The organism is Nocardia sp. NPDC102475, from assembly GCF_055584605.1.
This window is the reverse complement of the sequence record NZ_JBVJLS010000004.1, coordinates 406,910-428,175: the sequence shown is the minus strand read 5'-3', so window position 1 is coordinate 428,175 and position 21,266 is coordinate 406,910. Positions and strand designations below refer to the sequence as shown.

The 21,266-nt window shown below is 64.8% G+C and carries 26 protein-coding genes and 1 pseudogene; 9 read left to right on the top strand and 18 right to left on the bottom strand.

What is annotated here, in order from left to right; genetic code table 11:
• Positions 1-8: 8 nt before the first annotated feature.
• The gene (locus tag ACZ60G_RS10210; RefSeq protein ID WP_465809001.1) at positions 9-419 is read left to right on the top strand and encodes a PaaI family thioesterase; all 411 of its coding nucleotides are present in this window, start codon (positions 9-11) and stop codon (positions 417-419) included.
• Between the two features lie 279 nt (positions 420-698).
• Here ACZ60G_RS10210 and ACZ60G_RS10205 read toward each other — a convergent pair whose 3' ends face one another.
• Complete coding sequence (locus tag ACZ60G_RS10205; protein WP_465808999.1) at positions 699-2,204, bottom strand: class I adenylate-forming enzyme family protein; 1,506 nt, start codon at positions 2,202-2,204, stop codon at positions 699-701.
• Entirely contained in the window at positions 2,204-2,713 is a 510-nt protein-coding gene (locus ACZ60G_RS10200; protein ID WP_465808997.1) for a DoxX family protein, read from the bottom strand. The genes ACZ60G_RS10205 and ACZ60G_RS10200 overlap by 1 nt, the downstream gene beginning before the upstream one ends.
• A gap of 137 nt (positions 2,714-2,850) precedes the next feature.
• Here ACZ60G_RS10200 and ACZ60G_RS10195 point away from each other — a divergent pair, with 137 nt between their 5' ends.
• Positions 2,851-4,038, top strand: coding sequence for an acyl-CoA dehydrogenase family protein (locus ACZ60G_RS10195; protein WP_465808995.1), 1,188 nt, complete (start codon positions 2,851-2,853; stop codon positions 4,036-4,038).
• A 36-nt stretch (positions 4,039-4,074) separates the two neighbouring features.
• On the opposite strand, the gene ACZ60G_RS10190 is transcribed toward ACZ60G_RS10195, so the two are convergent.
• The 7 genes from ACZ60G_RS10190 to ACZ60G_RS10160 form a co-directional block, all read right to left on the bottom strand.
• Positions 4,075-4,296: a hypothetical protein gene (locus ACZ60G_RS10190; RefSeq protein WP_465808993.1), complete on the bottom strand. Its 222-nt coding sequence runs from the start codon at positions 4,294-4,296 to the stop codon at positions 4,075-4,077.
• Between the two features lie 65 nt (positions 4,297-4,361).
• Positions 4,362-4,571 (bottom strand): hypothetical protein, encoded by a 210-nt coding sequence (locus ACZ60G_RS10185; protein ID WP_465808991.1) that lies wholly within the window; start codon positions 4,569-4,571, stop codon positions 4,362-4,364.
• A 65-nt stretch (positions 4,572-4,636) separates the two neighbouring features.
• Positions 4,637-5,641 carry an Rpn family recombination-promoting nuclease/putative transposase gene (locus tag ACZ60G_RS10180; protein ID WP_465808989.1) on the bottom strand — a complete coding sequence of 335 codons (1,005 nt, stop codon included), beginning with the start codon at positions 5,639-5,641 and terminating at the stop codon, positions 4,637-4,639.
• A gap of 171 nt (positions 5,642-5,812) precedes the next feature.
• Entirely contained in the window at positions 5,813-5,983 is a 171-nt protein-coding gene (locus ACZ60G_RS10175; RefSeq protein ID WP_465808987.1) for a hypothetical protein, read from the bottom strand.
• Between the two features lie 15 nt (positions 5,984-5,998).
• Positions 5,999-6,253 carry a hypothetical protein gene (locus tag ACZ60G_RS10170; RefSeq protein ID WP_433602984.1) on the bottom strand — a complete coding sequence of 85 codons (255 nt, stop codon included), beginning with the start codon at positions 6,251-6,253 and terminating at the stop codon, positions 5,999-6,001.
• A gap of 18 nt (positions 6,254-6,271) precedes the next feature.
• Positions 6,272-6,613: a hypothetical protein gene (locus tag ACZ60G_RS10165; RefSeq protein WP_465808985.1), complete on the bottom strand. Its 342-nt coding sequence runs from the start codon at positions 6,611-6,613 to the stop codon at positions 6,272-6,274.
• Positions 6,613-6,960: a hypothetical protein gene (locus ACZ60G_RS10160; protein ID WP_465808983.1), complete on the bottom strand. Its 348-nt coding sequence runs from the start codon at positions 6,958-6,960 to the stop codon at positions 6,613-6,615. Before ACZ60G_RS10160 ends, ACZ60G_RS10165 begins: the two co-directional genes overlap by 1 nt.
• A gap of 266 nt (positions 6,961-7,226) precedes the next feature.
• On the opposite strand from ACZ60G_RS10160, the gene ACZ60G_RS10155 reads away from it, so the two are divergent.
• Positions 7,227-8,114 (top strand): helix-turn-helix domain-containing protein, encoded by an 888-nt coding sequence (locus tag ACZ60G_RS10155; protein WP_387293662.1) that lies wholly within the window; start codon positions 7,227-7,229, stop codon positions 8,112-8,114.
• The gene (locus ACZ60G_RS10150; RefSeq protein WP_465808980.1) at positions 8,111-8,326 is read left to right on the top strand and encodes a DUF397 domain-containing protein; all 216 of its coding nucleotides are present in this window, start codon (positions 8,111-8,113) and stop codon (positions 8,324-8,326) included. Before ACZ60G_RS10155 ends, ACZ60G_RS10150 begins: the two co-directional genes overlap by 4 nt.
• Positions 8,327-8,591: 265 nt before the next feature.
• Here the strand turns inward: ACZ60G_RS10150 and ACZ60G_RS10145 are convergent, their stop codons facing one another.
• Together ACZ60G_RS10145 and ACZ60G_RS10140 are read right to left on the bottom strand one after the other, a co-directional pair.
• Positions 8,592-9,569 (bottom strand): NAD(P)H-dependent flavin oxidoreductase, encoded by a 978-nt coding sequence (locus ACZ60G_RS10145; RefSeq protein ID WP_465808978.1) that lies wholly within the window; start codon positions 9,567-9,569, stop codon positions 8,592-8,594.
• 176 nt (positions 9,570-9,745) lie between these two features.
• Positions 9,746-10,555 (bottom strand): NAD(P)-dependent oxidoreductase, encoded by an 810-nt coding sequence (locus tag ACZ60G_RS10140; protein WP_465808976.1) that lies wholly within the window; start codon positions 10,553-10,555, stop codon positions 9,746-9,748.
• 171 nt (positions 10,556-10,726) lie between these two features.
• On the opposite strand from ACZ60G_RS10140, the gene ACZ60G_RS10135 reads away from it, so the two are divergent.
• The 5 genes and pseudogenes from ACZ60G_RS10135 to ACZ60G_RS10115 all read left to right on the top strand — a co-directional run bounded on the left by ACZ60G_RS10135 (position 10,727) and on the right by ACZ60G_RS10115 (position 15,207).
• The gene (locus ACZ60G_RS10135; RefSeq protein ID WP_465808975.1) at positions 10,727-11,548 is read left to right on the top strand and encodes a mycofactocin-coupled SDR family oxidoreductase; all 822 of its coding nucleotides are present in this window, start codon (positions 10,727-10,729) and stop codon (positions 11,546-11,548) included.
• Positions 11,549-11,570: 22 nt separating this feature from the next.
• On the top strand, positions 11,571-12,299 hold the full coding sequence (gene fabG, locus ACZ60G_RS10130) for a 3-oxoacyl-ACP reductase FabG (protein ID WP_465808973.1): 729 nt from the start codon (positions 11,571-11,573) through the stop codon (positions 12,297-12,299).
• A gap of 53 nt (positions 12,300-12,352) precedes the next feature.
• Positions 12,353-13,565, top strand: a pseudogene (locus tag ACZ60G_RS10125) (acetyl-CoA C-acetyltransferase).
• A complete protein-coding gene (locus tag ACZ60G_RS10120; RefSeq protein ID WP_465808972.1) occupies positions 13,562-14,020 on the top strand; it encodes a MaoC family dehydratase in 459 nt (152 codons plus the stop codon). Before ACZ60G_RS10125 ends, ACZ60G_RS10120 begins: the two are co-directional and overlap by 4 nt.
• The gene (locus ACZ60G_RS10115; RefSeq protein WP_465808970.1) at positions 14,017-15,207 is read left to right on the top strand and encodes an acyl-CoA dehydrogenase family protein; all 1,191 of its coding nucleotides are present in this window, start codon (positions 14,017-14,019) and stop codon (positions 15,205-15,207) included. Before ACZ60G_RS10120 ends, ACZ60G_RS10115 begins: the two co-directional genes overlap by 4 nt.
• Positions 15,208-15,456: 249 nt before the next feature.
• Here ACZ60G_RS10115 and ACZ60G_RS10110 read toward each other — a convergent pair whose 3' ends face one another.
• The 7 genes from ACZ60G_RS10110 to ACZ60G_RS10080 all read right to left on the bottom strand — a co-directional run bounded on the left by ACZ60G_RS10110 (position 15,457) and on the right by ACZ60G_RS10080 (position 21,171).
• Positions 15,457-16,227 carry an SDR family NAD(P)-dependent oxidoreductase gene (locus ACZ60G_RS10110; protein ID WP_465808968.1) on the bottom strand — a complete coding sequence of 257 codons (771 nt, stop codon included), beginning with the start codon at positions 16,225-16,227 and terminating at the stop codon, positions 15,457-15,459.
• A gap of 47 nt (positions 16,228-16,274) precedes the next feature.
• Positions 16,275-17,036, bottom strand: coding sequence for a crotonase/enoyl-CoA hydratase family protein (locus tag ACZ60G_RS10105; RefSeq protein WP_465808966.1), 762 nt, complete (start codon positions 17,034-17,036; stop codon positions 16,275-16,277).
• 118 nt (positions 17,037-17,154) lie between these two features.
• Positions 17,155-18,333: a thiolase family protein gene (locus ACZ60G_RS10100; RefSeq protein WP_465808965.1), complete on the bottom strand. Its 1,179-nt coding sequence runs from the start codon at positions 18,331-18,333 to the stop codon at positions 17,155-17,157.
• Positions 18,334-18,423: 90 nt separating this feature from the next.
• Positions 18,424-18,600 (bottom strand): hypothetical protein, encoded by a 177-nt coding sequence (locus ACZ60G_RS10095; RefSeq protein ID WP_465808963.1) that lies wholly within the window; start codon positions 18,598-18,600, stop codon positions 18,424-18,426.
• Positions 18,597-18,788, bottom strand: coding sequence for a rubredoxin (locus ACZ60G_RS10090; RefSeq protein WP_387293674.1), 192 nt, complete (start codon positions 18,786-18,788; stop codon positions 18,597-18,599). The genes ACZ60G_RS10095 and ACZ60G_RS10090 overlap by 4 nt, the downstream gene beginning before the upstream one ends.
• Positions 18,785-19,639, bottom strand: a complete 855-nt coding sequence (locus ACZ60G_RS10085; RefSeq protein WP_465808961.1) for a mycofactocin-coupled SDR family oxidoreductase — start codon at positions 19,637-19,639, stop codon at positions 18,785-18,787. The genes ACZ60G_RS10090 and ACZ60G_RS10085 overlap by 4 nt, the downstream gene beginning before the upstream one ends.
• A 68-nt stretch (positions 19,640-19,707) precedes the next feature.
• Entirely contained in the window at positions 19,708-21,171 is a 1,464-nt protein-coding gene (locus tag ACZ60G_RS10080) for an aldehyde dehydrogenase family protein (protein ID WP_465809181.1), read from the bottom strand.
• Positions 21,172-21,266 lie beyond the last annotated feature (95 nt).

Sequence of the window (21,266 nt, the reverse complement as noted above, 5' to 3'; positions counted from 1 at the left end):
GCGAAGACATGACAGCGATGCAAGCGATCAGCGGGCTCCTCGACCACATCGGATTCCGCCGAAACGGAGGCGCGGACGACGCGCCCGTTTGGGAACTTCCGGTCGCTCCACACGTGGTCAATACCTCGGGCGGACTACAGGGCGGCCTCATCGCGACACTGGCCGATATCGCGGCGGGCACGGCGGCCCTGGCAATGCGACCGAACGGCGGCGGCGTGGTTACCTCGGATCTGAGTGTGCGCTATTTTCGCGCCATTACCACCGGTGCGGCGCGCGCCGTGACCAAGATCGTGCACGCGGGTAAGCGGTCCATCGTCGTCCAAGTCGAAGTGCGGGCAATGCCGGGTGACGAGCTCGCCGCACTCGCGACCGTCAATTTCGCCACGGTCGATTTCAACACCGGTGCCACAGAGCCGTAGCCGAGCGCCATCACAATTCTGGTGCCGCATCCAAATTCCTTGCTGCGCTATCCGCCTCCAGCAGCTGGCCGAGCGTAGTGATATGGCGGTCGAATTCGCCGTAGGCGACCACCATTCGACTACGTTCGACGAACCCCTGGCACGCGCAGCGATACGGCAGAAGCTATCTGGACACGGCACTAAGTGACCGAGGAGGCGGAGTTCGACAGTGCGGCCGTCGTTGAGTACCACCGCGGTTACGCGGAGTTTCGAGGCAGCGCCGCGGCTGGCGAGGTGCCGTCAGCCGCGGCCGTACATGGCCGCCACCTCGTCGAGCTTCGCCTTCAATGCCGCATTGCGCGGCAATCGTTCGACCACCGCGATCGCGACCGGCACATGGTGGCTCGGAAGAGCTTGCCGGACAAGTTCTTTCAGTTCGTTCTCTACCGGAGCAGGCACGCCGCGGCGCACCTCCACCGCCGCGAAAGGCACCTGCCCCAGCCGCGCATCGGGCACACCGACCACGCAGGCGTCGCGGACCGCGGGATGCCCGAGCAGCACCTTGCGTACGGTCTCGGGTAGGATCTTGAATCCACCGCGACTGATCGCGCCGTCACCCCGGCCGTGCACCGTGACGAAACCGTCGGCATCCACCGAAGCGAGATCGGTCGTGCGCACCCAGTCCGGGCCCAGCACAGCCACTTTGGCTTCCAGAAAGCCGTGCGCTCCGACCGCCGCTTCGGATCCGGTCACCGCATCGATCACGCGGACCTGCACACCCGGCAGCGGCCTGCCGGCACTGCCCTGCTTGGTGGCACCGAATCGTCGATGCAACTCCGGTGTCCACGCACAGACCGAGCCCGCGAATTCGGTCGCACCGTACGCCCACAGCAGCGGAATACCATAGCGCTGCTCGAATTCCGCGCGCAGTTCCGGTTCCAGCGGCCCGGAACCACCGGGCAGATATTCCAGTGAGGCCAGGTCTTCGCGTGGAACATCGGCCTGCAGAATCATTCGCAGAATGGTGGGCTGCACGCCAGCCCGCCTGATCTGGTAGGTCTTGACCGCGCGAACCCACTCCTCGACGCTGAACTTCTCCAGCAACACCATGCGCTTGCCGAGAAACGGACCGGCGAGCAACTGGCAGATGCCCACACTGCCGAATGGCCAGTACACCAGTTCCGGCGGATCGTCGGATGCGGCGGTTTCGCCGCCGGTCATGGTCCGGACCGTATGTTCGAGTGCGGACATCGGGATCGGCACCCGTTTCGGTGGTCCCGTCGTTCCGCTGGTCAAGATGTGCAAGCCGGGTATCTCGGCCACCGGATCCGCGCCGCGAGTGCGTGGCAGCACCGTCTCGATCCGCGGCGGATCCAGTGCGAGCGAAACTCCGGCACTACCGACTAGTTCGCACGCCGCGAGCACCGGCGCGGTCCAATCCTGGTGGTCGGCGATCACGGCACTCGGCCGCAACTGCTCGATATCGCGGGCCATCGACTCGGCGGACTGGTAGGAGTTGATCATCGCGATCGGACGCGACTCGGCGATGCATCCGAGCACCGCCGCCGCATGCGGTACGCGGTTGCGAACAATGATGGCGACCCGCTCTGATGTGGCGACATCGGCGCGGGCGAGCGCGATGGCACGGATGTAGTCGACGATCTCCTCGCCTGTATACCATCGCTGCTCGAACTCGATACACGGGCGGTCGCCGTAGTCCGCGAGTCGAGCCGCTAATTGGTTGCCGAATTCCGCGGTGCCGCCGTCATTTTCGTCGCGCATCGGCGACATCGTCTGTTCCGTCATCAGGAAACCGTCGTGGCCTGCGGCCGGTAGAAGATGGCGAGTTGCCCGATGCCGGATGCCGCTCCGAGACCGGCCGCGATCGCGAACCCTACCCAGCCATCGGGTTGATCGGCATCGAAGAGCAGCCGATCGATGCTGATCCGCCCGGGGCCCAGCGTCGCTACGGCTATCGCCGCCACCGCGAGCACCATGTTGTACTCCCAGCCATTGCCCACGATGAAGAATCCATTGGACCGATGGACGGTCCACGCCGCCACCAGCATGAGCGCGACGAACCCGGCCGCGGCGACGGGGGTGAGCACGCCGAGCGCGAGTGCGATACCGAAGCCCACCTCGCAGCCCGCCGCCAGGCGCGCGTGCAGCGGCCCCGGCTTCATCCCGATGCTGTCGAACCAGGCAGCCGTTCCGGTGAGCCGTCCGCCGGAAAAGACCTTGCCGTATCCGTGTGCGGCCATGGTCAGGCCGAGGCATGCTCGCAGTAGCAACAGACCGACATCATAGGCATTCATCACAGCACCAATACATCGAGAACGGAGGTCTGGCACCGGTCCGCGGGGCCGGACCCGGGCGTTACCGTATTACATACCGCTAGTATTACAGTAATGGTTATATACACTAGCCGGGCGGTCAACCAGGAGGCCATGTCATGACGAGTTCCGCCACCGCCGTCGATGCGGTCGCACCGGAGGATTTCCGCGAAATCCTGGCTCAGACCAGGAAGTTCGTCCGAACCGTCGTCGTCGAGCGGGAACGCGAGATCGCCGAAGAGAACCGGATGCCCGACGATATCGTCGAACAGGCCAAGGCAATGGGGCTTTTCGGCTACGCCATCCCCCAGGAATGGGGCGGCCTCGGCCTGAACCTCGCACAGGACGTCGAATTGGCGATGGAATTCGGCTACACCACTCTCGCGTTGCGGTCGATGTTCGGGACCAATAACGGGATCGCGGGCCAGGTACTCGTCGGATTCGGCACCGAGGAGCAGAAGTCTCGATGGCTCGAGCCCATCGCCTCTGGTGCGGTGGTGGCCTCGTTCGCACTCACCGAATCCGGGGCGGGTTCCAATCCGGCATCGTTGCGGAGTACGGCGGTCAGTGCCGGTACGGATTGGATCATCAACGGCGAGAAGCGATTCATCACCAACGCCCCAGTGGCGGATCTGTTCGTGGCCTTCGCACGCACCCGCCCGGCCGACGAAAACGGCGCCGGCATCGCGGTATTCCTCGTACCCGCCGACACCCCCGGCGTCGAGGTAGGGCCCAAGGACCGCAAGATGGGACAGGAGGGCGCGTGGACGGCGGAGGTGCGATTCCAGGGTGTGCGCGTCGGTCCCGAGGCGCTGGTCGGCGGCAGCGAGGATATCGGCTACCGCGCGGCGATGACCTCACTGGCCCGCGGCCGGATCCATATCGCCGCACTCGCGGTCGGCGCCGCACAACGCGCCCTCGACGAATCGGTGGCCTACGCCGCGACCGCCACCCAGGGCGGCACCGCGATCGGACAATTCCAGTTGGTGCAGGCCATGATCGCTGACATGCAGACCGGGGTCATGGCGGGCCGGGCATTGGTCCGCGATGCGGCGCGCAATTGGGTGGCAGGCGAGGACCGGCGCATCGCACCATCGGTCGCAAAGCTGTACTGCACCGAAATGGCAGGCAAGGTAGCCGATTTGGCGGTACAGGTACACGGCGGCACCGGCTACATGCGTGATGTCGCCGTCGAACGCATCTACCGCGATGTCCGACTGCTGCGACTCTACGAAGGCACCAGCGAGATCCAGCGCCTGATCATCGGCGGCGGACTCGTCAAGAACGCACAGCGCCGTCAGCAATAGACCCGTATCGACAGCGCGACCGGCGTGAAACCGCGATCAGGCCAGGACATCATCCAGGCTGTTGGCGGTGAGCACCCGCGCGCTCCACACCTTCAACTGCTCCACCCTGGCATCACGAATAGCCTGCTCCACCGAGGTAGGCAGCCGACCGAACTTCAAGGTCACGAGCTCGATCAACGTCTCCGCCCGCCAACGCGCCTCACCGCGCGCTACGCCGCGCGCTTCACCCTCTGCGCGCAACTTGTCAGCAGTAGTCACGATGACCTCCTTGGCTTCGGTCCCGAGTTGATCGGTCGGCGCTGGGCAGTCAAGTAGCGCCCCACTCACGCCAGGACGTCGTCCAGACTGCTTGCCGTGAGCACCCGTGCGGTCCACTCCTTCAACTGCTCCACCCCGGCGTCACGAATAGCCTGCTCAACCGAGACAGACAGCCGACCGAACTTCAAGGTCACGAGCTCGATCAACGTCTCCGCCCGCCAACGCGCCTCACCGCGCGCTTCACCTTCTGCGCGCAATCTGTCAGCAGTAGTCACGATGACCTCCTTCGCTTCGGTCCCGAGTTGATCGGTCCGCGCTGGCGCGAGCGAGCAGCGACCGCTCAGGCCAGGATGTCATCAAGAGTGCTCGCCGTGAGTACCCGCGCGGTCCACACCTTCAACTGCTCCAACCCACCATCACGAACAGTCTGCTCAATCGACACGGGCAACCGACCGAACTTCAACGTCAACAACTCAATCAACGCCGCCGCCCGACCACGGGCTTCACCCCGCGCTTCACCCCGCGCTTCACCGCGTGCCTCCCCACGCGCTTCACCCTCTGCACGCAACTTGTCAGCGGTAGTCACGATGACCTCCTTGGCTTCGGTCCCGAGTTGATCGGTGAGGGGATCGAGGTCGTCGGCGTCTATATCGCCGACGAACAAAATGTACTGCACGATGGCTCTGAAGGCCTGTTTCCCGCCTGGACCTGCGATAATGGCCCGCAGTTCGGGGCGGAGAAGCAGCAGCTGCGTCACCAGGTCGGGATTGCCCGACACAATTTTCTGCAGGCAGAGCATCACCTTGGCCGCGGGTGTCAGCGGCCGTCGCAGTAACGCGGGCAGATCGACGGCATTGACATCGTCGAGTACATACCGCAACCGTGGCAGGTAGTCTCCGAGCGCCGCTCGGGCGTCGGCGTCAGCGTCGATCAGATCCGCCACGTCCATGGGGGCCGTCCATCGGTATCCGTTCGGGCCAACATGCACGACAACCGGAATGATCGGGGGCAGCAGTCGAGCATCGGGGTGCGAGCGCAGGTAATGGTTCCAGATGTTGACTACGTACTCGAGCATCCGGAACGGCATCAGATTGTCACTGCGGCTCTGATGCTCCAACAGGATATAGACGAACGCGTCGCGGCCGCCGAGGCGGGTCCGGAACAGTAGATCACTCTGGCGGGACCGCAACTCATCGGACACGAACGTTCCCGACTGCACCTCGAGCGTCGACCAATCCAGGCGCGCCACAATCTCCTTCGGCAATACCAGGCGTAGTTCCGAAGCCGCCTCCGCGGGGCGGCCGAGCACATTGCGGAAGTAGGCGTCGTGCGGGTTCGCGGCCATGTGGCGCACCGTACTACCGCCCACCGACACGGCGGCCGGGCGAGCGAGGTTGCACGCCAGGCTGATTCATGCCTCGGGTTGCTCGTCCCGGACCGCCCATGATGAGTCGGATTGCCGGACAATCAGCAGCGAACCGAGTTGTCGGGGCGCGGTAGGGATTCGCCGGATGTGTCATTGGGACAGCCATTGCTCGATGAGGTCCAGTGACGCTGTCGAATACAGCGCTTCGCCGTCTTCCGCGTCGAGCAGTGTCCAGCGCTGATCGCGCACCAGCAGGTAGCCCGCTCGTACGGCGCGACTGGCGAGCTGCTGTTCTCGGACCGATTCCGGATCGGAAGTCACCGGATACTCCTTTCGCTAGATAGTGCCCTGTGAATGTTCTTGGGGGACAAAGAATTCGACCCAATATTCGTGCCGGATCGCATCCCATAACCGAGAGAGCTCCGGGAATCGCTCGCGCAGGTCGGCCAGATCCGGTGCGACGGCAGGTGTCGCGGCGGACAGCAGCGGCTGTGCTTCGGATAGGTTGCGCACCAGCATTATTCGAATGCGGTGGCGATCGATCCGCCAGTCCGCGTGCCAGCCGTCGACCTCGGTGCGACGCTCGCTCATTCCGGCCCCCGTTCGAAGTCAGTCGTTGTCGTGATCGTTCGCGCGTGCGCCGGAAATCGGCGATGCCAGCTCGTTGAGCTTGTCCAGTACCTCGTGCAATGTGCGCAGGGGCAGCCCACGGGGAGCGTGCGGCTCGCTGTCCAACGGAGGAAACGCGATCCCCCGGGCGGCGGTCCGCTCGCGCGGGGTCACCGATTGCGGGACGAGCCGTCCGGCATCGACCAGCGTGTAGTACGCCGCAGCCTTCCACACGCACCGATGAATCCGGCAGGTACGGTGCCTGCGCATCAGCTCGTGCGCCAGCTCGATGTCCGCGCACTCGCAGATCTCCGGCAGGGTGAAGGTGAGTTCCCGGCTCATCAGGCCGCACCCACCGCACACGGCCCCGGACGCGCTGCCCGCGCCCAAGTGGTTGCGGGACAGACGGTTTCGAGATCGAAGTCCTCGCATACCCGCGCCGGTTGATCGTCTACATGAGCCAGGTCGTAGACAATGAGCGCGGCCACATCGAGCCCGGCGGCGATACCGAGGGCATATCCGATCGGATCGGACGTGTCCTGTGGCGGCCGTATCGTGTAAACGTACTGATAGCCCAATGACTCGGCGTGCCGGGTCACTGCGCACGCGTGCCGAGGTGCCGCGAGCCCGGACACGTCACCGCGCACGAATCCAACAGCTTTCGGCTGGGCACTTCGGCGTGTATCCATTTCTGCCACTTGCTTGTTCGTTATCATTGCGAGCCTCCGGTCGTACCGAGTCTTTGGGCACCCGGCCGCGAATGGGATGGAACCGTCGAGCCAGCGGGCGGGATCTCGCATCAAAGCCTTCCGCCCGGGCGTCTCCACATCAGATCACTCGACCGCCAAAATGGCATTGCCGAATCAGCATCTCTCCGAAAGTGATTCAAAACCGCAGGGCGCCTGCCACTATGGCAATCGACCCCTGTCATTTCTGATAGTGCCAAGGAGCTGCGATGGTCTTTGCGGGACACACTTCACTGCCACGACGCCAGCTGGGACAGTTCGTGCGCCGACAGCGCGAGGCGAACACGTCATTCACCCAGGAGGCGGTCGCGAAAGCGATGCAGTGGAGCCACAGTAGGTACGCGCGCTTCGAACGAGGAGAGCCCGGCAAGGTGCTGGACCGGGATCTCGTCGAGCTCGGCAAGATTCTCGAAATCCCGGACCATGAAGTCGCGGCCATGATCGAGCTGGCTCGGCAGGTGGCCGAAAAGACTTGGTACAACCCGTACAACGATCTCATTCGAGCCAACCTCGACGTGTACATGCGCTTGGAGACCGACGCGCGGTCGATGGAGATCTGGCGACCCGATCTGGTGCCCGGCCTGCTCCAAACGGCCGACTACGCCGCCGCGCTGAACCGGATCCACTTCCCGAAGGAATCCGAGGAGGAGCACGAGCGCCGGATCGAGTTGAAGATGCAGCGCCAGAAGATCCTCACCCGCAAGAAGTCGGCGGTCACCGTCGATCTCATCCTGCACGAATGTGTTCTGCACACAATCGTCGGAAGCGAGGCGATCACAGCGGCTCAGTGCCGACATCTTGCGGACATGAGCACACAGCCGAACATCTCGATCCGCATCCTGCCGTTCAAGGCAGGATTTCCACTTGGCACACCAGTCGGACCGTTCGTAATCCTCGACTTCGAACCCAAACCGAACGGTGTAGCCGAACCGACCGTCGTCTACGTCGAGAACTACTCCGGCGACATGTACCTTGAGGAAGAGACGGACGTCGAACTGCACCGGCGGGCGTCTGCGACGATCCAGCACACAGCGCTGGATGCGGTGGCCAGTAGGGCACTGCTGCGGCAGGTAGCACGGAAGGACTCGAGACAGTGAGCGATGACCGCCTAGCGGGTGCGAAATGGTTCAAGAGCACCCGCAGCTCCGGAAACCACGAATGTGTGGAGGTGGCATTCCTGGACGGCGGTGGCATAGGGGTTCGCGACAGCAAGAATCCGACCGGCGCGGCACTGGTATTCACTCCCGGCGAGTGGGACGCCTTCACCGCGGGCGTGCAAGACGGTGAGTTCACCCGCCCCACGGCGTAACAACCTCGAACCGATCGCGGGTAGCGGCCTCAGCCCAACACGTAATGGACTGAGGCCGTTGTTGTTTCTGGTAATAGCCCCACGTCCAAATAGGTTGCCTCGGAATCAACCTGCCCGCGGCTTTGTCACACTGCGCAAGAAATCGCGGGGCAAACCCATGCGCGGTAAGCGAATTGGTGCGCGGAACATCCCGAGGCTGGGACGCGCATTGCCTGTTGCGCGCCAGCGACGAATCCCACCGCTGCGATCGGGTGGGGAGATGGGGTTACGGGAGGACGTTCTCGGTTGGTTGTCGACGGCCTGGCACGCGGCGAGCGGATATCCCGGTGCGCGCCGCGGTGAATTCGCGTTCGACGCGTTCGACGCGGTCGACGAGTTCGGCGACGGCGACGATGTCGTGTACCCCGGCCACGCCGTGGCCCGCGCTGAACATCTGCGCCTGGACCGATAATTGCTGGTGGTCGCCCTGCCCTAGCTCGGCGGCATCGAATCCGGTTTCGGCACGGTGTGTTTCGGCGTTTGCGGTATCGACCCGGATCATGCTGGTCGGCAGGCCGGTGAGGGCGCTGGTCAGCTCGATATCGTCCATCGATGCGCGTACCACCGCCTGCTTGTAGGACTCGTGCGCGGCGCTCTCCGCGGTAGCGATGAAGGGCGTGCCCATGTAGCCGAGATCGCAACCGGCGGCCAGGGCCGCGAAAAGACTGGCACCGTCGGTGATGCCGCCCGCGAGCACCAGCGGACCGTCCCAGATCCGGCGAACCGCGCGAATGAAGACGAGCGGGTTCGCCCATCCGGTCTGCCCTCCGGCGCCTGCGGTGAGCAGTACCAGTCCGTCGACACCCGCGGCGATCGCACGCTCGACATGGCGCATGGATGCCACATCGGAGAAGACCAGCACACCGGCGTCGTGCAGCGGTCCGACGACCTGGGCGGGCGATCCGACGCTGGTGATGACAGCGGGTACCCGATGGGCGGTGATGACGGCGAGATCGGTCGCCAGCCGCGCATTCGTCCGGTGCACAACGAGATTCGGGATGATCAGGCCACCGCGCTGCTCGAGGTGCCACAGCCACCGGTCCACCTCGGCCGATGACGCGGCGTTGTGCACCGGAAACGAGGCTCCGATGCCACTCTCGACCGCTGCCACCGCCAGTTCCAAGCCGGATACCCCCGTCATCGGCGCGGCGATGAGCGGAATACGGAAGCGGTCCAGAAACTCCGCCACGGCTTCGTTGGTCATCCTGCACTTCACTTTCACGTCACACAGATCAATGTGGTTGCACGTTCGGGTCGGTGTTGGTCGCGTTCGTCATCGCGCTGATCATGCGACACGGTCGCCAACCAGCACTGCGGGATTGTCGAGTAGCGGATCTGCTCGCGGCGGCCGAGATGCGTTGGCATCCGGCCGCTTCGGCGTCAGCCGAGATCGAAGGGACCGTCGGCGATGACGGTGCCGAGCAGGCCGAGATCGACGCCGAGATCGGCTGTCGCGGCGACACAGGCCGCGACATCCTTGCGCAGAAATGGCGCCGCCAACTGTTCGAATTTCGGGAATCCCCCGGTGCGTCGAATCGAACTGGCCGCGAAGCTGTTACCGCTACACGCCGCCAGCACATCCAACAAATTGTTGTTCTCGATGCCCAATTGCCTGCCGAGCTCCGCCGCGAGCGCCACCAGCTGCGCATTCGCGGCGAACAGCGCGTTGTTCACCAGTTTCACGCCCAATGCGCTGCCGAGCCCGCCCGTGGCCACAATCGTCCGGGCGTAGGCTTCGAGTACTGAGCGCACCGCCTCCACCGCCAGCGCCGGGCCGCCCAGCAGCACCGTCAGCTTGCCCGCCGCGATATCTTCGGCCGAACCGCTCACCGGTCCGTCCAACAGCACCGGCCCGTCCGGATGCGTTGCGGCCAACTCCTTTATCGTCGACACCGCGCCTGTCGTATGCGACACGACGACCGTATCCGGGGCCGCCGCCGCCAGCACACCGTCGGGACCGCCCACGACCTCGACCAATTGCGCGTCAGAGAATACGCAGACGATCACGATATCGGCGGACGCGGCCGCCGCAGCAACCGAATCCACCACCTCCGCACCGCATGCTCGCAAGCGTTCCCGCACCGGTTCACGGCGCGCATGCACCACCACCCGATAGCCCGCGCGCACCAGCCGAAGCACCATCGGCTCGCCCATCTGTCCCGCACCGACAAACCCGATGACCTGCGACATACGCGTACTCCTCACTGAGATCCACGTCCAACCTACAATAGGCTACCGTTGCGCTTACGATAGACAATACAATATATATTTCGGCGGATCGGCGGTAGGGTAACGAGAGGCCGGTTCTCCGCTCGCGGATATGATCCATCCGCATACGACGCCGCAGGCAGAGGAGGGCAAGTGACCGGCCGACTCACGGACAAGGTTGCGTTCATAACCGGAGCAGCGCGAGGTCAGGGCCGCGCGCACGCGGTGCGCATGGCCACCGAAGGCGCCGATATCATCGCCGTCGACCTGGCGGGCCCGCTCCCACCGGCGGTTCCCTATGATTCGGCGACGCCCGACGATCTCGCCGAGACGGTTCGCCTGGTCGAAGCGACCGGCCGCCGCATACTGACCGCCACTGTCGACATCCGGGACCTGGACGGATTGCGCAAGGCCGTGAACGAGGGCATCGACACCTTCGGTCGCCTCGACACCATCGTCGCCAACGCCGGAATCTGCATCCCGGAAACCTGGGACGCGATAACCCCCGAATCCTTCCGGGATGTCATCGATGTCAATGTCATCGGAACCTGGAATACCGTCGTCGCGGGCGCCCAGCACATTATCGATGGCGGCCGCGGCGGGTCCATCATCTTGATCAGCTCCGCCGCGGGCGTGAAGATGCAGCCGTTCATGGTGCATTACACGGCCAGCAAGCATGCCATCACCGGAATGGCCCGATCATTGGCGGCCGAACTCGGCAAACACGATATTCGCGTGAACAGCGTGCACCCGGGTGCGGTCAATACACCCATGGGCAGCGGTGACATGGTCAACGCGCTGGGCCGGGCGTTCGAATCGAATCCGCAACTGGCGCATATGACCACACCGTTCCTCCCGGCGTGGGTCGCCGAACCGGAAGACGTGGCCAATACCGTGTGCTGGCTGGCCAGCGACGAAGCACGCTTCATCACCGCAGCCCAGATATCGGTCGACCTAGGTTCCACTCAATACTGAGCTCAGCACTGAGGACATATCCATGTCGCTACTCGAAGGCCGCGTCGCCGTTGTCACCGGCGGCGCTCAGGGCATCGGACTCGCCATCGCCGAGACATTCGTGCGGCACGGGGCACGCGTGGTGGTGGGTGATCTGAATCCCGGTGATACGCAACAGATTCTAGGTGCGGATGACGCGCGTGCAGTGCGCTGCGATGTCACGCGGGCAGCCGATATCGAGGCCGTGCTCGATACGGCGCTCACCGAATTCGGTGCGCTCGACATCATGGTGAACAATGCGGGCATCACCCGCGACGCCTCGATGCGCAAGATGTCCGAAGAGGACTTCGACCAGGTGATTTCGGTACATCTCAAAGGCACCTGGCACGGCACCAGGCTGGCCGCGGCGATCATGCGGAAAGTCGGGCGCGGCAGCATCGTGAACATTTCCTCGCTCTCGGGCAAGGTCGGGATGGCCGGTCAGACCAACTACTCCGCCGCGAAGGCGGGCATCATCGGTTTGACCAAGGCCGCCGCCAAGGAAACGGCCGGACACGGGGTACGGGTCAATGCCATCCAGCCCGGATTGATCCGTTCGCCGATGACCTTGGCAATGCCCGAACATGTTTGGGCGCAGAAGATGTCCGAAATTCCGATGTCGCGCGCTGGTGAGCCGACCGAGGTCGCGAATGTCGCGCTGTTCCTGGCCTCGGACCTGTCCTCCTATATGACGGGCACCACCTTGGAGGTCACCGGTGGGCGGTTCATGTAATCGCCGCGGGCGCGATCCGAGACGTCGATTCCCTGCTCCCGGAGACGAATTCCATGCGTGAAGTTGTGATCTGCGAACCCGTCCGCACCCCCATCGGACGCTACGGTGGATCGTTGCGGTCGCTGACCGCGGTCGACCTCGGCGTGACCGCATTACAGGGTCTGTTGCGGCGCACCGGAATCGACCCCAGAAATTATCGAGGACGTCGTGCTCGGCCACTGCTATCCGAACAGCGAGGCACCCGCCATCGGCCGCGTGGTCGCACTGGATGCCGGGTTGCCGGTCACGGTCGGCGGTATGCAGGTCGACCGGCGGTGCGGTTCGGGTCTGCAGGCGGTCATCCAGGCCGTGCTGCAGGTGCAGAGCGGCGCCAACGAGGTGGTCGTCGCGGGTGGTGCCGAGAGTATGAGCAATGTCGCGTTCTATTCGCTCGACATGCGGTGGGGCGGGGCACGCGGGGGTGTAAAGGTGCACGATGGTCTCGCGCGCGGCCGCGAAACGGCGGGCGGACAACATCATCCGGTCCCCGGCGGCATGTTGGAGACCGCGGAGAACCTGCGCAGGACCTACGAGATCACCCGCGAGGAGCAGGATCGACTCGCCGTGCGCTCGCATCAGCGTGCGGTCGCGGCCCAGCACAGCGGCGCGAGCGCCGAGCAGATCATTCCGGTCACCGTATCCGCACGGGGTACGGAAAGCCGGATCGAGACAGATGAACACCCGCGCGCCGATACCACCGTCGAGGCGCTGGCCAAGTTGAAACCCATTCGCGCACAGCTGGATCCGGATGCGACGGTGACGGCGGGCAATTCCAGCGGCCAGAACGACGCCGCCGCCATGTGCCTGGTCACCACGCGCGAGAAAGCCGAACAACTCGGGCTCACCCCACTGGTCACCCTCAAATCGTGGGCGGTGGCGGGAGTGCGACCCGACATCATGGGCATCGGCCTGGTGCCCGCGACCGAGGCGACGCTGAGCCTGGCCGGTCTCACCCTCGCCGATATCGACCTGATCGAACTCAACGAGGCATTCGCCGCCCAGGCCCTCGCCGTGCTGCGCGAGTGGAAGTTCGGCGAGCAGGATCTGGAACGCACGAATGTGCACGGCTCCGGCATCTCGCTCGGCCATCCGGTGGGTGCCACCGGCGGACGAATGCTCGCGACGCTCGCGCGCGAAATGCACCGGCGCGAATTGCGTTACGGGCTGGAAACCATGTGTATCGGTGGCGGACAGGGCCTCGCCGCCGTCTTCGAAAGGGTGGCATGACCAAGCGCGTATTCACCTCGTTGGACCAGCTGCGTGCCGCGGTCGGCGAATCCATCGGACCGGGACCATGGCTGACTGTCGACCAGGCGCGAATCGACGCCTTCGCCGAAGCTACCGGCGACGACCAGTGGATCCACGTCGACCCGCGGCGCGCCGCGGACGGACCGTACGGCGCGACCATCGCCCACGGCTACCTCACGCTCTCACTGATCCCGCTGCTGGGCCGCGACATCTACGCCCTCGACTTCGGCACGGCCCGAATCAACTACGGCAGCAACACCGTTCGGTTCCCGTCTGCGGTCCGCTCGGGCACCCGCATCCGCGCCACCGCGACCATCGCGGACCTGCGCGTCGAACAGACGCGGGCACAGCTGACCGTCCGCTGGACCATCGAGAACGAAGGACAGTCCAAACCCGCATGTGTCGCGGAAACGATAACGGTGGTCGTGCTGTGAAACTCGCACGAACGCACGGTCTTTCCGAGATCCAGACCGAAATCCTCGATACCGTCCGCACATTCGTGAACAAGGAGATCATTCCCAGCGCTCAGGAACTCGAACACGCCGACACCTACCCACAGGCCATCGTCGACCGCATGGCGGAGATGGGGCTGTTCGGCCTGATGATCCCCGAGGAATACGGTGGACTCGGCGAATCCCTGCTCACCTACGCGCTCTGCGTCGAAGAACTGGCACGGGGCTGGATGAGCATTTCCGGGGTGATCAACACCCACTTCATCGTGGCGTATCTGCTGCAGCACCACGGCACCCCGGAGCAGAAGCGGCACTTCCTGCCCCGGATGGCCACGGGCGAGATCCGCGGTGCGTTCTCGATGTCGGAGCCCGAACTCGGCTCGGATGTGGCCGCCATTCGCACGAAAGCGGTTCGCGACGAGGCCGGCGATTACGTCATCGACGGCCGGAAGATGTGGTTGACCAACGGCTCGACGGCGACCGTGGTCGCGGTCCTGGTCCGCACCGACGAAGGGCGCGAACGTCCGCACGACAACCTCACCACCTTCCTGATCGAAAAGCCCGCCGGATACGGCACGGTGGCGCCGGGCCTGACCATTCCCGGCAAGATCCACAAAATGGGCTACAAGGGCATCGATACCACCGAGCTGCTGTTCGACAATTACGCGGCGGCCGCGGACACCGTGCTCGGCGGTACCCCGGGCGAGGGCTTCAAGCAGATGATGGACGGCATCGAAGTCGGGCGCGTCAATGTCGCGGCGCGCGCCTGCGGAATAGCCATCCGCGCGTTCGAACTCGGCGCCCGCTACGCCCAGCAACGCTCGACCTTCGGCAAACCCATCGTCGAGCACCAAGCCATCGGCTTCTCGCTGGCGGAGATGGCGACCAAAGTCGAAGCGGCACATCTGATGATGGTCAATGCCGCCCGGCTCAAGGATTCCGGTGAACGCAACGACGTCGCCGCGGGCATGGCCAAATACCTCGCCAGTGAATTCTGCAACGAAGTCACCCAGGCCAGTTTCCGAATCCACGGCGGCTACGGCTATTCCACCGAGTACGAAATCGAGCGGCTGATGCGGGAGGCACCGTTCATGCTGATCGGCGAAGGTACCAGTGAGATCCAGAAACGGATCATCAGCAAGGGCGTACTGCGCGACTACCGTCTCTGAACCTCGACCGACTGGCCCTGCACGAGCAGGGCCGGTCGGGCAGCTGTCGGACGCACGCCAGACCATCGAGATTGTGCACCGTCAGGCCCAGACGGCGATCAGATCCGAGCTGACGGTCACCTGCCCGGTGGTGTCCTCGGCACACTCACACGCGCGACCACCGCACCGAAATACAGCGCGGTCGCCGTCCCGTAGTTCCGGACGGCGACCGCGATATGTAGAGACCGGTGCCCAGCTGTCAGACCGAGCTCACCTCGGCTGGAATCGTTGCGCACCATCGATACGTACGACCTCGCCATTGATGTACGGGTTTTCCAGCAGGTGCTGGGCGAGCGAGGCGTACTCGTCCGGCGCGCCGAGCCGCTTCGGGAACGGCACCGAGGCGGCGAACTTCGCCAGCCGCTCCTCGCCGAGGAAGTCCATCAGCGGGGTGTGGATGGTGCCCGGTGCGATGCTGTTCAACCGGATGCCCACCGAACTGAGATCCCGTGCGCCGGACAAGGTCAGCGAGATCACGCCGCCCTTGGCCGCCGAGTAGGCGGACTGACCGATCTGGCCCTCGTACCCGGCGATCGAACTCGTCATCACGATCGCGCCGCGCTCGCCGTTCGGCTTGGGGTCCAGCTTCGCGATCCGCGCGGCGGCCAGGCGCAGCACGTTGTAGGTGCCGGTGAGATACAACGCGATGGTGTCGGCGAATCCCTTCAGCGTCGCCGGGCTGCCGTCCCGGTTGATGACGCGCTCCAACACACCGAAACCACCGTGGGCGATAACCGCGTACCGCAGCACACCCAGCTCGTCCGCCTTCGCGAGCGCGGCCTCGATGGTCGCGTCATCGAGCACGTCGGTGCGCACATAGGCGACCTTGTTACCGAGTTCATCGGCCAACGCTGTCGCCTTCTCGTCGTTGACGTCGGCGATGACGACGGCGGCGCCCGCACCGTGCAACCGGCGCACCGTGGCATCACCCAACCCACCGGCACCGCCGGTCACCAGCACTACTTCACCTTCGAACGACACAGCGTCTCCTAACTTTTTGGGTCGATTGTGGTGCGAGCCGAAAGCCCTTACGCACCAGTCCATTTGGGGGCACGTTTCTCAGCGAAGGCCAGCGCGCCCTCCTGCGCGTCCTTCGACTGGAATACCGGAATGACCAGTTCCAGCTGCTTCTGCCACATCTCGTCGGAGGTCCAATCACTGGATTTGACGAGGACCTCTTTGGTCTTGGCGACAGCCAGCGGCCCATTGGCGGTGATCCGCTCGGCCAGGGCCAGCGCTTCGTCGAGTGCGTTTCCGGGATCGGTGAGCACATTCACCAGGCCATAGGCCGCGGCCTCCTCGGCCGTGAAATTGTCGCCGGTCAGCGCCAGTTCGACGGCCTTCTGATACGGAATGCGGCGCTGCAACCGCAGCAACGCACCACCCGCGGCGACCAGACCGCGCTTGACCTCGGGCACACCGAATTTCGCGGTTTTCGAGGCGACGATCAGATCGGTCGCCAGCACCACCTCGGTGCCACCCGCCAGCGCGTACCCCTCGACCGCGGCGATGATCGGCTTGACCGGCGGCTTTTCGGTGAAACCGAGGCCACGCCCCGGCACGATCACGATCTCACCGGCCGAGAATGCCTTCAAATCCATTCCCGCACAGAAATTCCCACCGGCGCCGGTCACCACGGCGACCGACAGTTCCGGACTCTCGTCGAGCTCATCGACCGCGTCGGCCAGTCCCTGACTGACCGCGGTATTGATCGCATTGCGCGCATCCGGCCGGTTGATGGTGATCACCAGCGTGCGCCCGCGGCGTTCCCGCAGAACCTCATCCGACACCGATAGCCTCCACTCGTATCGTCAGCCTTAGATAGGCTTACTATAAGTCTTTCAGTACAAAAGGTGCCGACCGGACGTCCGGTCCGCGCACAACGAACCGGCATCCGGCCGACAGTGGTCAAACCTCCACGATGAGCGCGCCGCCCTGACCGCCGCCCGCACACATCGCCGCAACTCCGATGCCGCCGCCGCGCCGGCGCAGTTCGTAGAGCAACGTGGTCACCATGCGGGCGCCGGACGCCGAAATCGGATGCCCCAGACTGCATCCGCTACCCGAGAAGTTCACCAGCTCTTCGTCGAGTCCGTGCTCGCGCACCGCAGCGATCGGCACCGAGGCGAAGGCCTCGTTTATCTCCCACAGCGCCACATCGGCGGGCTTCAGACCGGCGCGGTCCAGGATCTTGCCGATCACCTTGCCCGCGGCGAGTCCGTTGTCGGCCGGGGTGACGGCGGTATTGGCCCACGCCCGCACGGTGCCGAGAACCTCGAGTCCCTCGGCGGCGGCATAGTCGTCGCCGACCAGCGTCACCGCTGCCGCGGCGTCGTTGATCCCGCTGCTGTTACCAGCCGTGATCGAGAAGCCCTCGATCTCCGGATGCAGCACGGGCAGGGCCGCCAGCCGCTCCAAAGTGGTATCGCGGCGCGGGAATTCATCGACCGCGAAGTCGATCACCGAACCGTCGAGCTGCTGGATCTTCATCGGCACGATCTCGTCGACGAACTTTCCGGCATCGATCGCGGCGACCGCGCGCTGATGCGACCGCAGTGCCCACGCGTCCATCTCCGCGCGAGTGATACCCGCCTTCTCAGCCGTATTCCAGCCGACGGTGATCGCCATGTCGAGGGTCGGCGCGTCCGGCGTCTCCGGATGTGACGGCGGCATCCACGGTTCGATGAACTCGAGTTCGGCCTTGCCCGGCACCCGCCACTTCATCAGCGGCGCGGTCGACAGCGACTGCACACCGCCCGCGACGATCACCCGCTCCATTCCCGAGACGATGTGCGCGGCACCGTTCCCGATCGCGGTAAGACTGCCCGTGCAGTGCCGATTGACCGCCTGCCCCGGCACGGACAGCATGCCGCTGGCCACGGCGGCATGCCGCGCCAGATCGCCACCGCCGTAATTCAATTCGGCGAGTATGACGTCGTCGACGGCGGCCGGATCGATACCGGCCCGGCGTACCGCCTCGGGCAGGATCGTGGTCGCCAGGGTTTCGGAGGGCACATTCGCCAGCGCCCCTTTGAATGATCGTCCGATCGCCGTCCTGACGGCGCTGACGAGGACAGGTTTGGCCATATCTCTCAACCTCTGAGCTATCGAGCCGCACCCTCGGGCGCAGCATTTCGAATGTATTCATCACATTACAGTTAGTGATACAGTACAGGTTTACTGCATCTTCCTCAGCGCGGTGTGGCCACCGTTGCTGCACCGAATTGTCCTGGCGCAGTCAATATTTCGATCAGACCGATACCACGTCCAGCGATCTGATCGCGCTGCCGCCGCCAGTTCGTCATCGGGGGCCATGCCGACCGCGACAACGACCACCACATCGGCGACGCTCATCGGGCCACCTCGATCATTTCGAAATCGGACTTCTCGGCGCCGCAATCCGGACATGTCCAGTCGTCCGGAATCTCGTCCCACCGGGTGCCGGGCGCGATACCGTCATCGGGCCAGCCCAATTCCTCGTCGTATTCGAATCCGCAGATGATGCAGCGGAACAGCCGGTAGGTGGTCGCGGTCTCGTTCATCGGCCTTTGCCCCATGGCACGGCTTTGACGAAACCGCCCGCGTCCACTCGCAATTGGCTGCCGGTGATGTAGCGAGCGTCCTCACCGGCCAGGAAGACGATGAGATTGGAGACGTCCTGCGGTTCGATGTACGGGATGGGCATCGCCTGCATCGCCGGGAACGCCTGCTCGGCGTCCTCGCGGGTCGGCGCCTCCTTGTCGGGCCGGAAGACTTTGTACATGCCCTCGTTGTGCAGCATGTCGGTGTTCACATTGGTCGGGTGCACCGCGTTCACCCGGATCGACTGCTTCGCCAACTGGATCGACAAGTCGTTGACATATTGTGCGACAACCTGTTTCGCGAAGCTGTAGGCCGAACCGCCGGGCCCCTGCTTGGTGGAACTACCCAGTTGGGCCGCCAGCGATCCGGTCGCGATGATGGACGCTCCGGCACCGAGGTACGGGATGCTGGCCTGGATGACATTGAACACCCCCACCAGATCGGTATCGACGGTGTCCGACCACGACTGCATGGTCTGGCCCTTGCCCATCGCCGAAATCCCGGCATTCGCCACTACGATGTCGAGCCGGCCCAATGCCTCGACACCGGCCGCGATGGCACTCCAGACCGCGCTGCGCTCCCGCACGTCCACGATCACGGGATGGACACGGACGCCTTCCTTTTCGACCAGGCGGGCCGTCTCCTCCAGATCCTCCGGACGGGCCAGCGGGTAGGTATTTCCCTCCAGGTCGGCGCAGATATCCAGTGCGATGATGCTCGCACCCTCGGCGGCCAGATTGATCGCATGCGAACGGCCCTGCCCGCGCGCGGCACCCGATATCACCGCGACCTTGTTGTCCAATTTCCCCACGAGTTACACCCTTTCCGTCATTCAGTGGTGGGCCGCGCGCCGAGAGTCGCCACGGCGTCGCGAATTGTTCAGTGCCGCCTCGGAATTCGGCTGCCGATGGTTTTGGTCTCCAGATACTGCTGGAAACCCTCCAGGCCGCACTGGCGGCCGACTCCGCTGTTCTTGTAGCCGCCGAAGGGGGCGTCGGCGCCGTAGAACATGCCGCCGTTGACACCGATCGCGCCGGTCCGGATGCGCCGCGCGATTCCCATCCCCCGCTCCAGCGACCCCGAGAGCACCGCGCCCGCAAGACCGTAGGCGCTGTCGTTGGCGATGCGTACCGCCTCCTCGTCGTCGGAGAACGGCATCAGCACCAGCACCGGGCCGAAGATCTCCTCCTGAACGATCGGCAGGCTCGGATCGTCGCAGACGAATACCGTCGGCTCGACGAAGTAACCGCCGCCGAGATGCGGTGGCAGGTTCTGCACTGCCGCACCGCCGGTGACAAGGCGGGCGCCGTCGACGGTCGCGCGCGTGCACGCATCCAGGACGCGGCTGCGCTGCGCCGCGCTGATCACTGGTCCCACCAGGGTTTGCGGGAGTGCCGGATCACCGACCGGCACCGCCTCGAACGCCGCGGCCACCTGCGCGACCATCTCGTCGAACTTCGACCGGTGCACGAGCATCCGGCTGGTCGCGGCACATGCCTGACCGGCGTGCACGCAGACGCCGATCGCGCTGCGCAGTGCCGCCACCGGGTCGGCATCGTCCAATACGATCAGCGCCGACTTTCCGCCCAGCTCGAGAAATGTCCGCTTCATGGTGTCCGCGCCCTGCCGCATCAGCGTGCGCCCGACCGCGGTCGACCCGGTGAAGGAGATCATGTCCACCCGCGGATCGGTCGCCAGCAATCCGGCGACCTCGTTGGACGGCGTGGGGACGACATTGACGACACCCGGCGGAAAGTCGGTGCGCTCGGCGATGAGCCGCCCGAGTCGGGTGGCATGCCACGGCGTATTCGGATCAGGTTTGAGCACCACGGTATTTCCCGCCGCCAGCGCGGGACCAAGTTTGTTGAGCGCGACCTCGAGCGGGAAATTCGACGGGCAGATCGCCGCGACCACACCCACCGGTTCCTGAATCACGGTGCGCACGTTGCGATCACCGAACAGACCGCCGCCCTCCAGCACGCGCTCCCAGCCGAATTCGTCGATCAGCCGCGACGGATAGCGCAGGGACTCCGCTAGCGGCCAGTCCAGTTGCGCATTGCACAGCGTCATCGCCGGAGCTCCGGCCTCGGCGACGAGTTCCTCGCCCAGCTCATCCTTTTCGGCCTCGAGGGCCTGCTGCAGTTGCTCCAGGCACCGCTGCCGCAGCGTCCGATTCGTCGACCAGTCGGTTTCGTCGAAGGCCCGGCGCGCGGCCGCGATGGCCCGCAGCATTTCCGCCGAACCCGCCGCCGCCGTGCTGCCGAGCGCGTCGCCGGTGGCGGGGCTGATGTTGTCGAACGCGGCACCCGAGGCGGCCGCGACCAGCTCGCCCTCGATCAGCATCCGGAATTCGGCTCGCTCGGCGGCGCGGCGCCCCAATTCGACAATGGGCGCCGCCTCCCCGACGATCTCGCTCACGACTCCACCTCGCTGGCGCG

Coding starts and splice junctions, on each gene's coding strand:
- ACZ60G_RS10200 (WP_465808997.1), bottom strand. CDS start 2,713: ATGAATGCCTATGATGTCGGTCTGTTGCTACTGCGAGCATGCCTCGGC.
- ACZ60G_RS10095 (WP_465808963.1), bottom strand. CDS start 18,600: ATGAGCGTCGCCGATGTGGTGGTCGTTGTCGCGGTCGGCATGGCCCCC.
- ACZ60G_RS10165 (WP_465808985.1), bottom strand. CDS start 6,613: ATGAGCCGGGAACTCACCTTCACCCTGCCGGAGATCTGCGAGTGCGCG.
- ACZ60G_RS10120 (WP_465808972.1), top strand. CDS start 13,562: ATGACCAAGCGCGTATTCACCTCGTTGGACCAGCTGCGTGCCGCGGTC.
- ACZ60G_RS10210 (WP_465809001.1), top strand. CDS start 9: ATGACAGCGATGCAAGCGATCAGCGGGCTCCTCGACCACATCGGATTC.
- ACZ60G_RS10170 (WP_433602984.1), bottom strand. CDS start 6,253: ATGAGCGAGCGTCGCACCGAGGTCGACGGCTGGCACGCGGACTGGCGG.
- ACZ60G_RS10090 (WP_387293674.1), bottom strand. CDS start 18,788: ATGAACGAGACCGCGACCACCTACCGGCTGTTCCGCTGCATCATCTGC.
- ACZ60G_RS10140 (WP_465808976.1), bottom strand. CDS start 10,555: ATGTCGCAGGTCATCGGGTTTGTCGGTGCGGGACAGATGGGCGAGCCG.
- ACZ60G_RS10080 (WP_465809181.1), bottom strand. CDS start 21,171: ATGCTGATCGAGGGCGAGCTGGTCGCGGCCGCCTCGGGTGCCGCGTTC.
- ACZ60G_RS10145 (WP_465808978.1), bottom strand. CDS start 9,569: ATGACCAACGAAGCCGTGGCGGAGTTTCTGGACCGCTTCCGTATTCCG.
- ACZ60G_RS10160 (WP_465808983.1), bottom strand. CDS start 6,960: ATGGATACACGCCGAAGTGCCCAGCCGAAAGCTGTTGGATTCGTGCGC.
- ACZ60G_RS10180 (WP_465808989.1), bottom strand. CDS start 5,641: ATGGCCGCGAACCCGCACGACGCCTACTTCCGCAATGTGCTCGGCCGC.
- ACZ60G_RS10100 (WP_465808965.1), bottom strand. CDS start 18,333: ATGGCCAAACCTGTCCTCGTCAGCGCCGTCAGGACGGCGATCGGACGA.
- ACZ60G_RS10155 (WP_387293662.1), top strand. CDS start 7,227: ATGGTCTTTGCGGGACACACTTCACTGCCACGACGCCAGCTGGGACAG.
- fabG (WP_465808973.1), top strand. CDS start 11,571: ATGTCGCTACTCGAAGGCCGCGTCGCCGTTGTCACCGGCGGCGCTCAG.
- ACZ60G_RS10195 (WP_465808995.1), top strand. CDS start 2,851: ATGACGAGTTCCGCCACCGCCGTCGATGCGGTCGCACCGGAGGATTTC.
- ACZ60G_RS10205 (WP_465808999.1), bottom strand. CDS start 2,204: ATGACGGAACAGACGATGTCGCCGATGCGCGACGAAAATGACGGCGGC.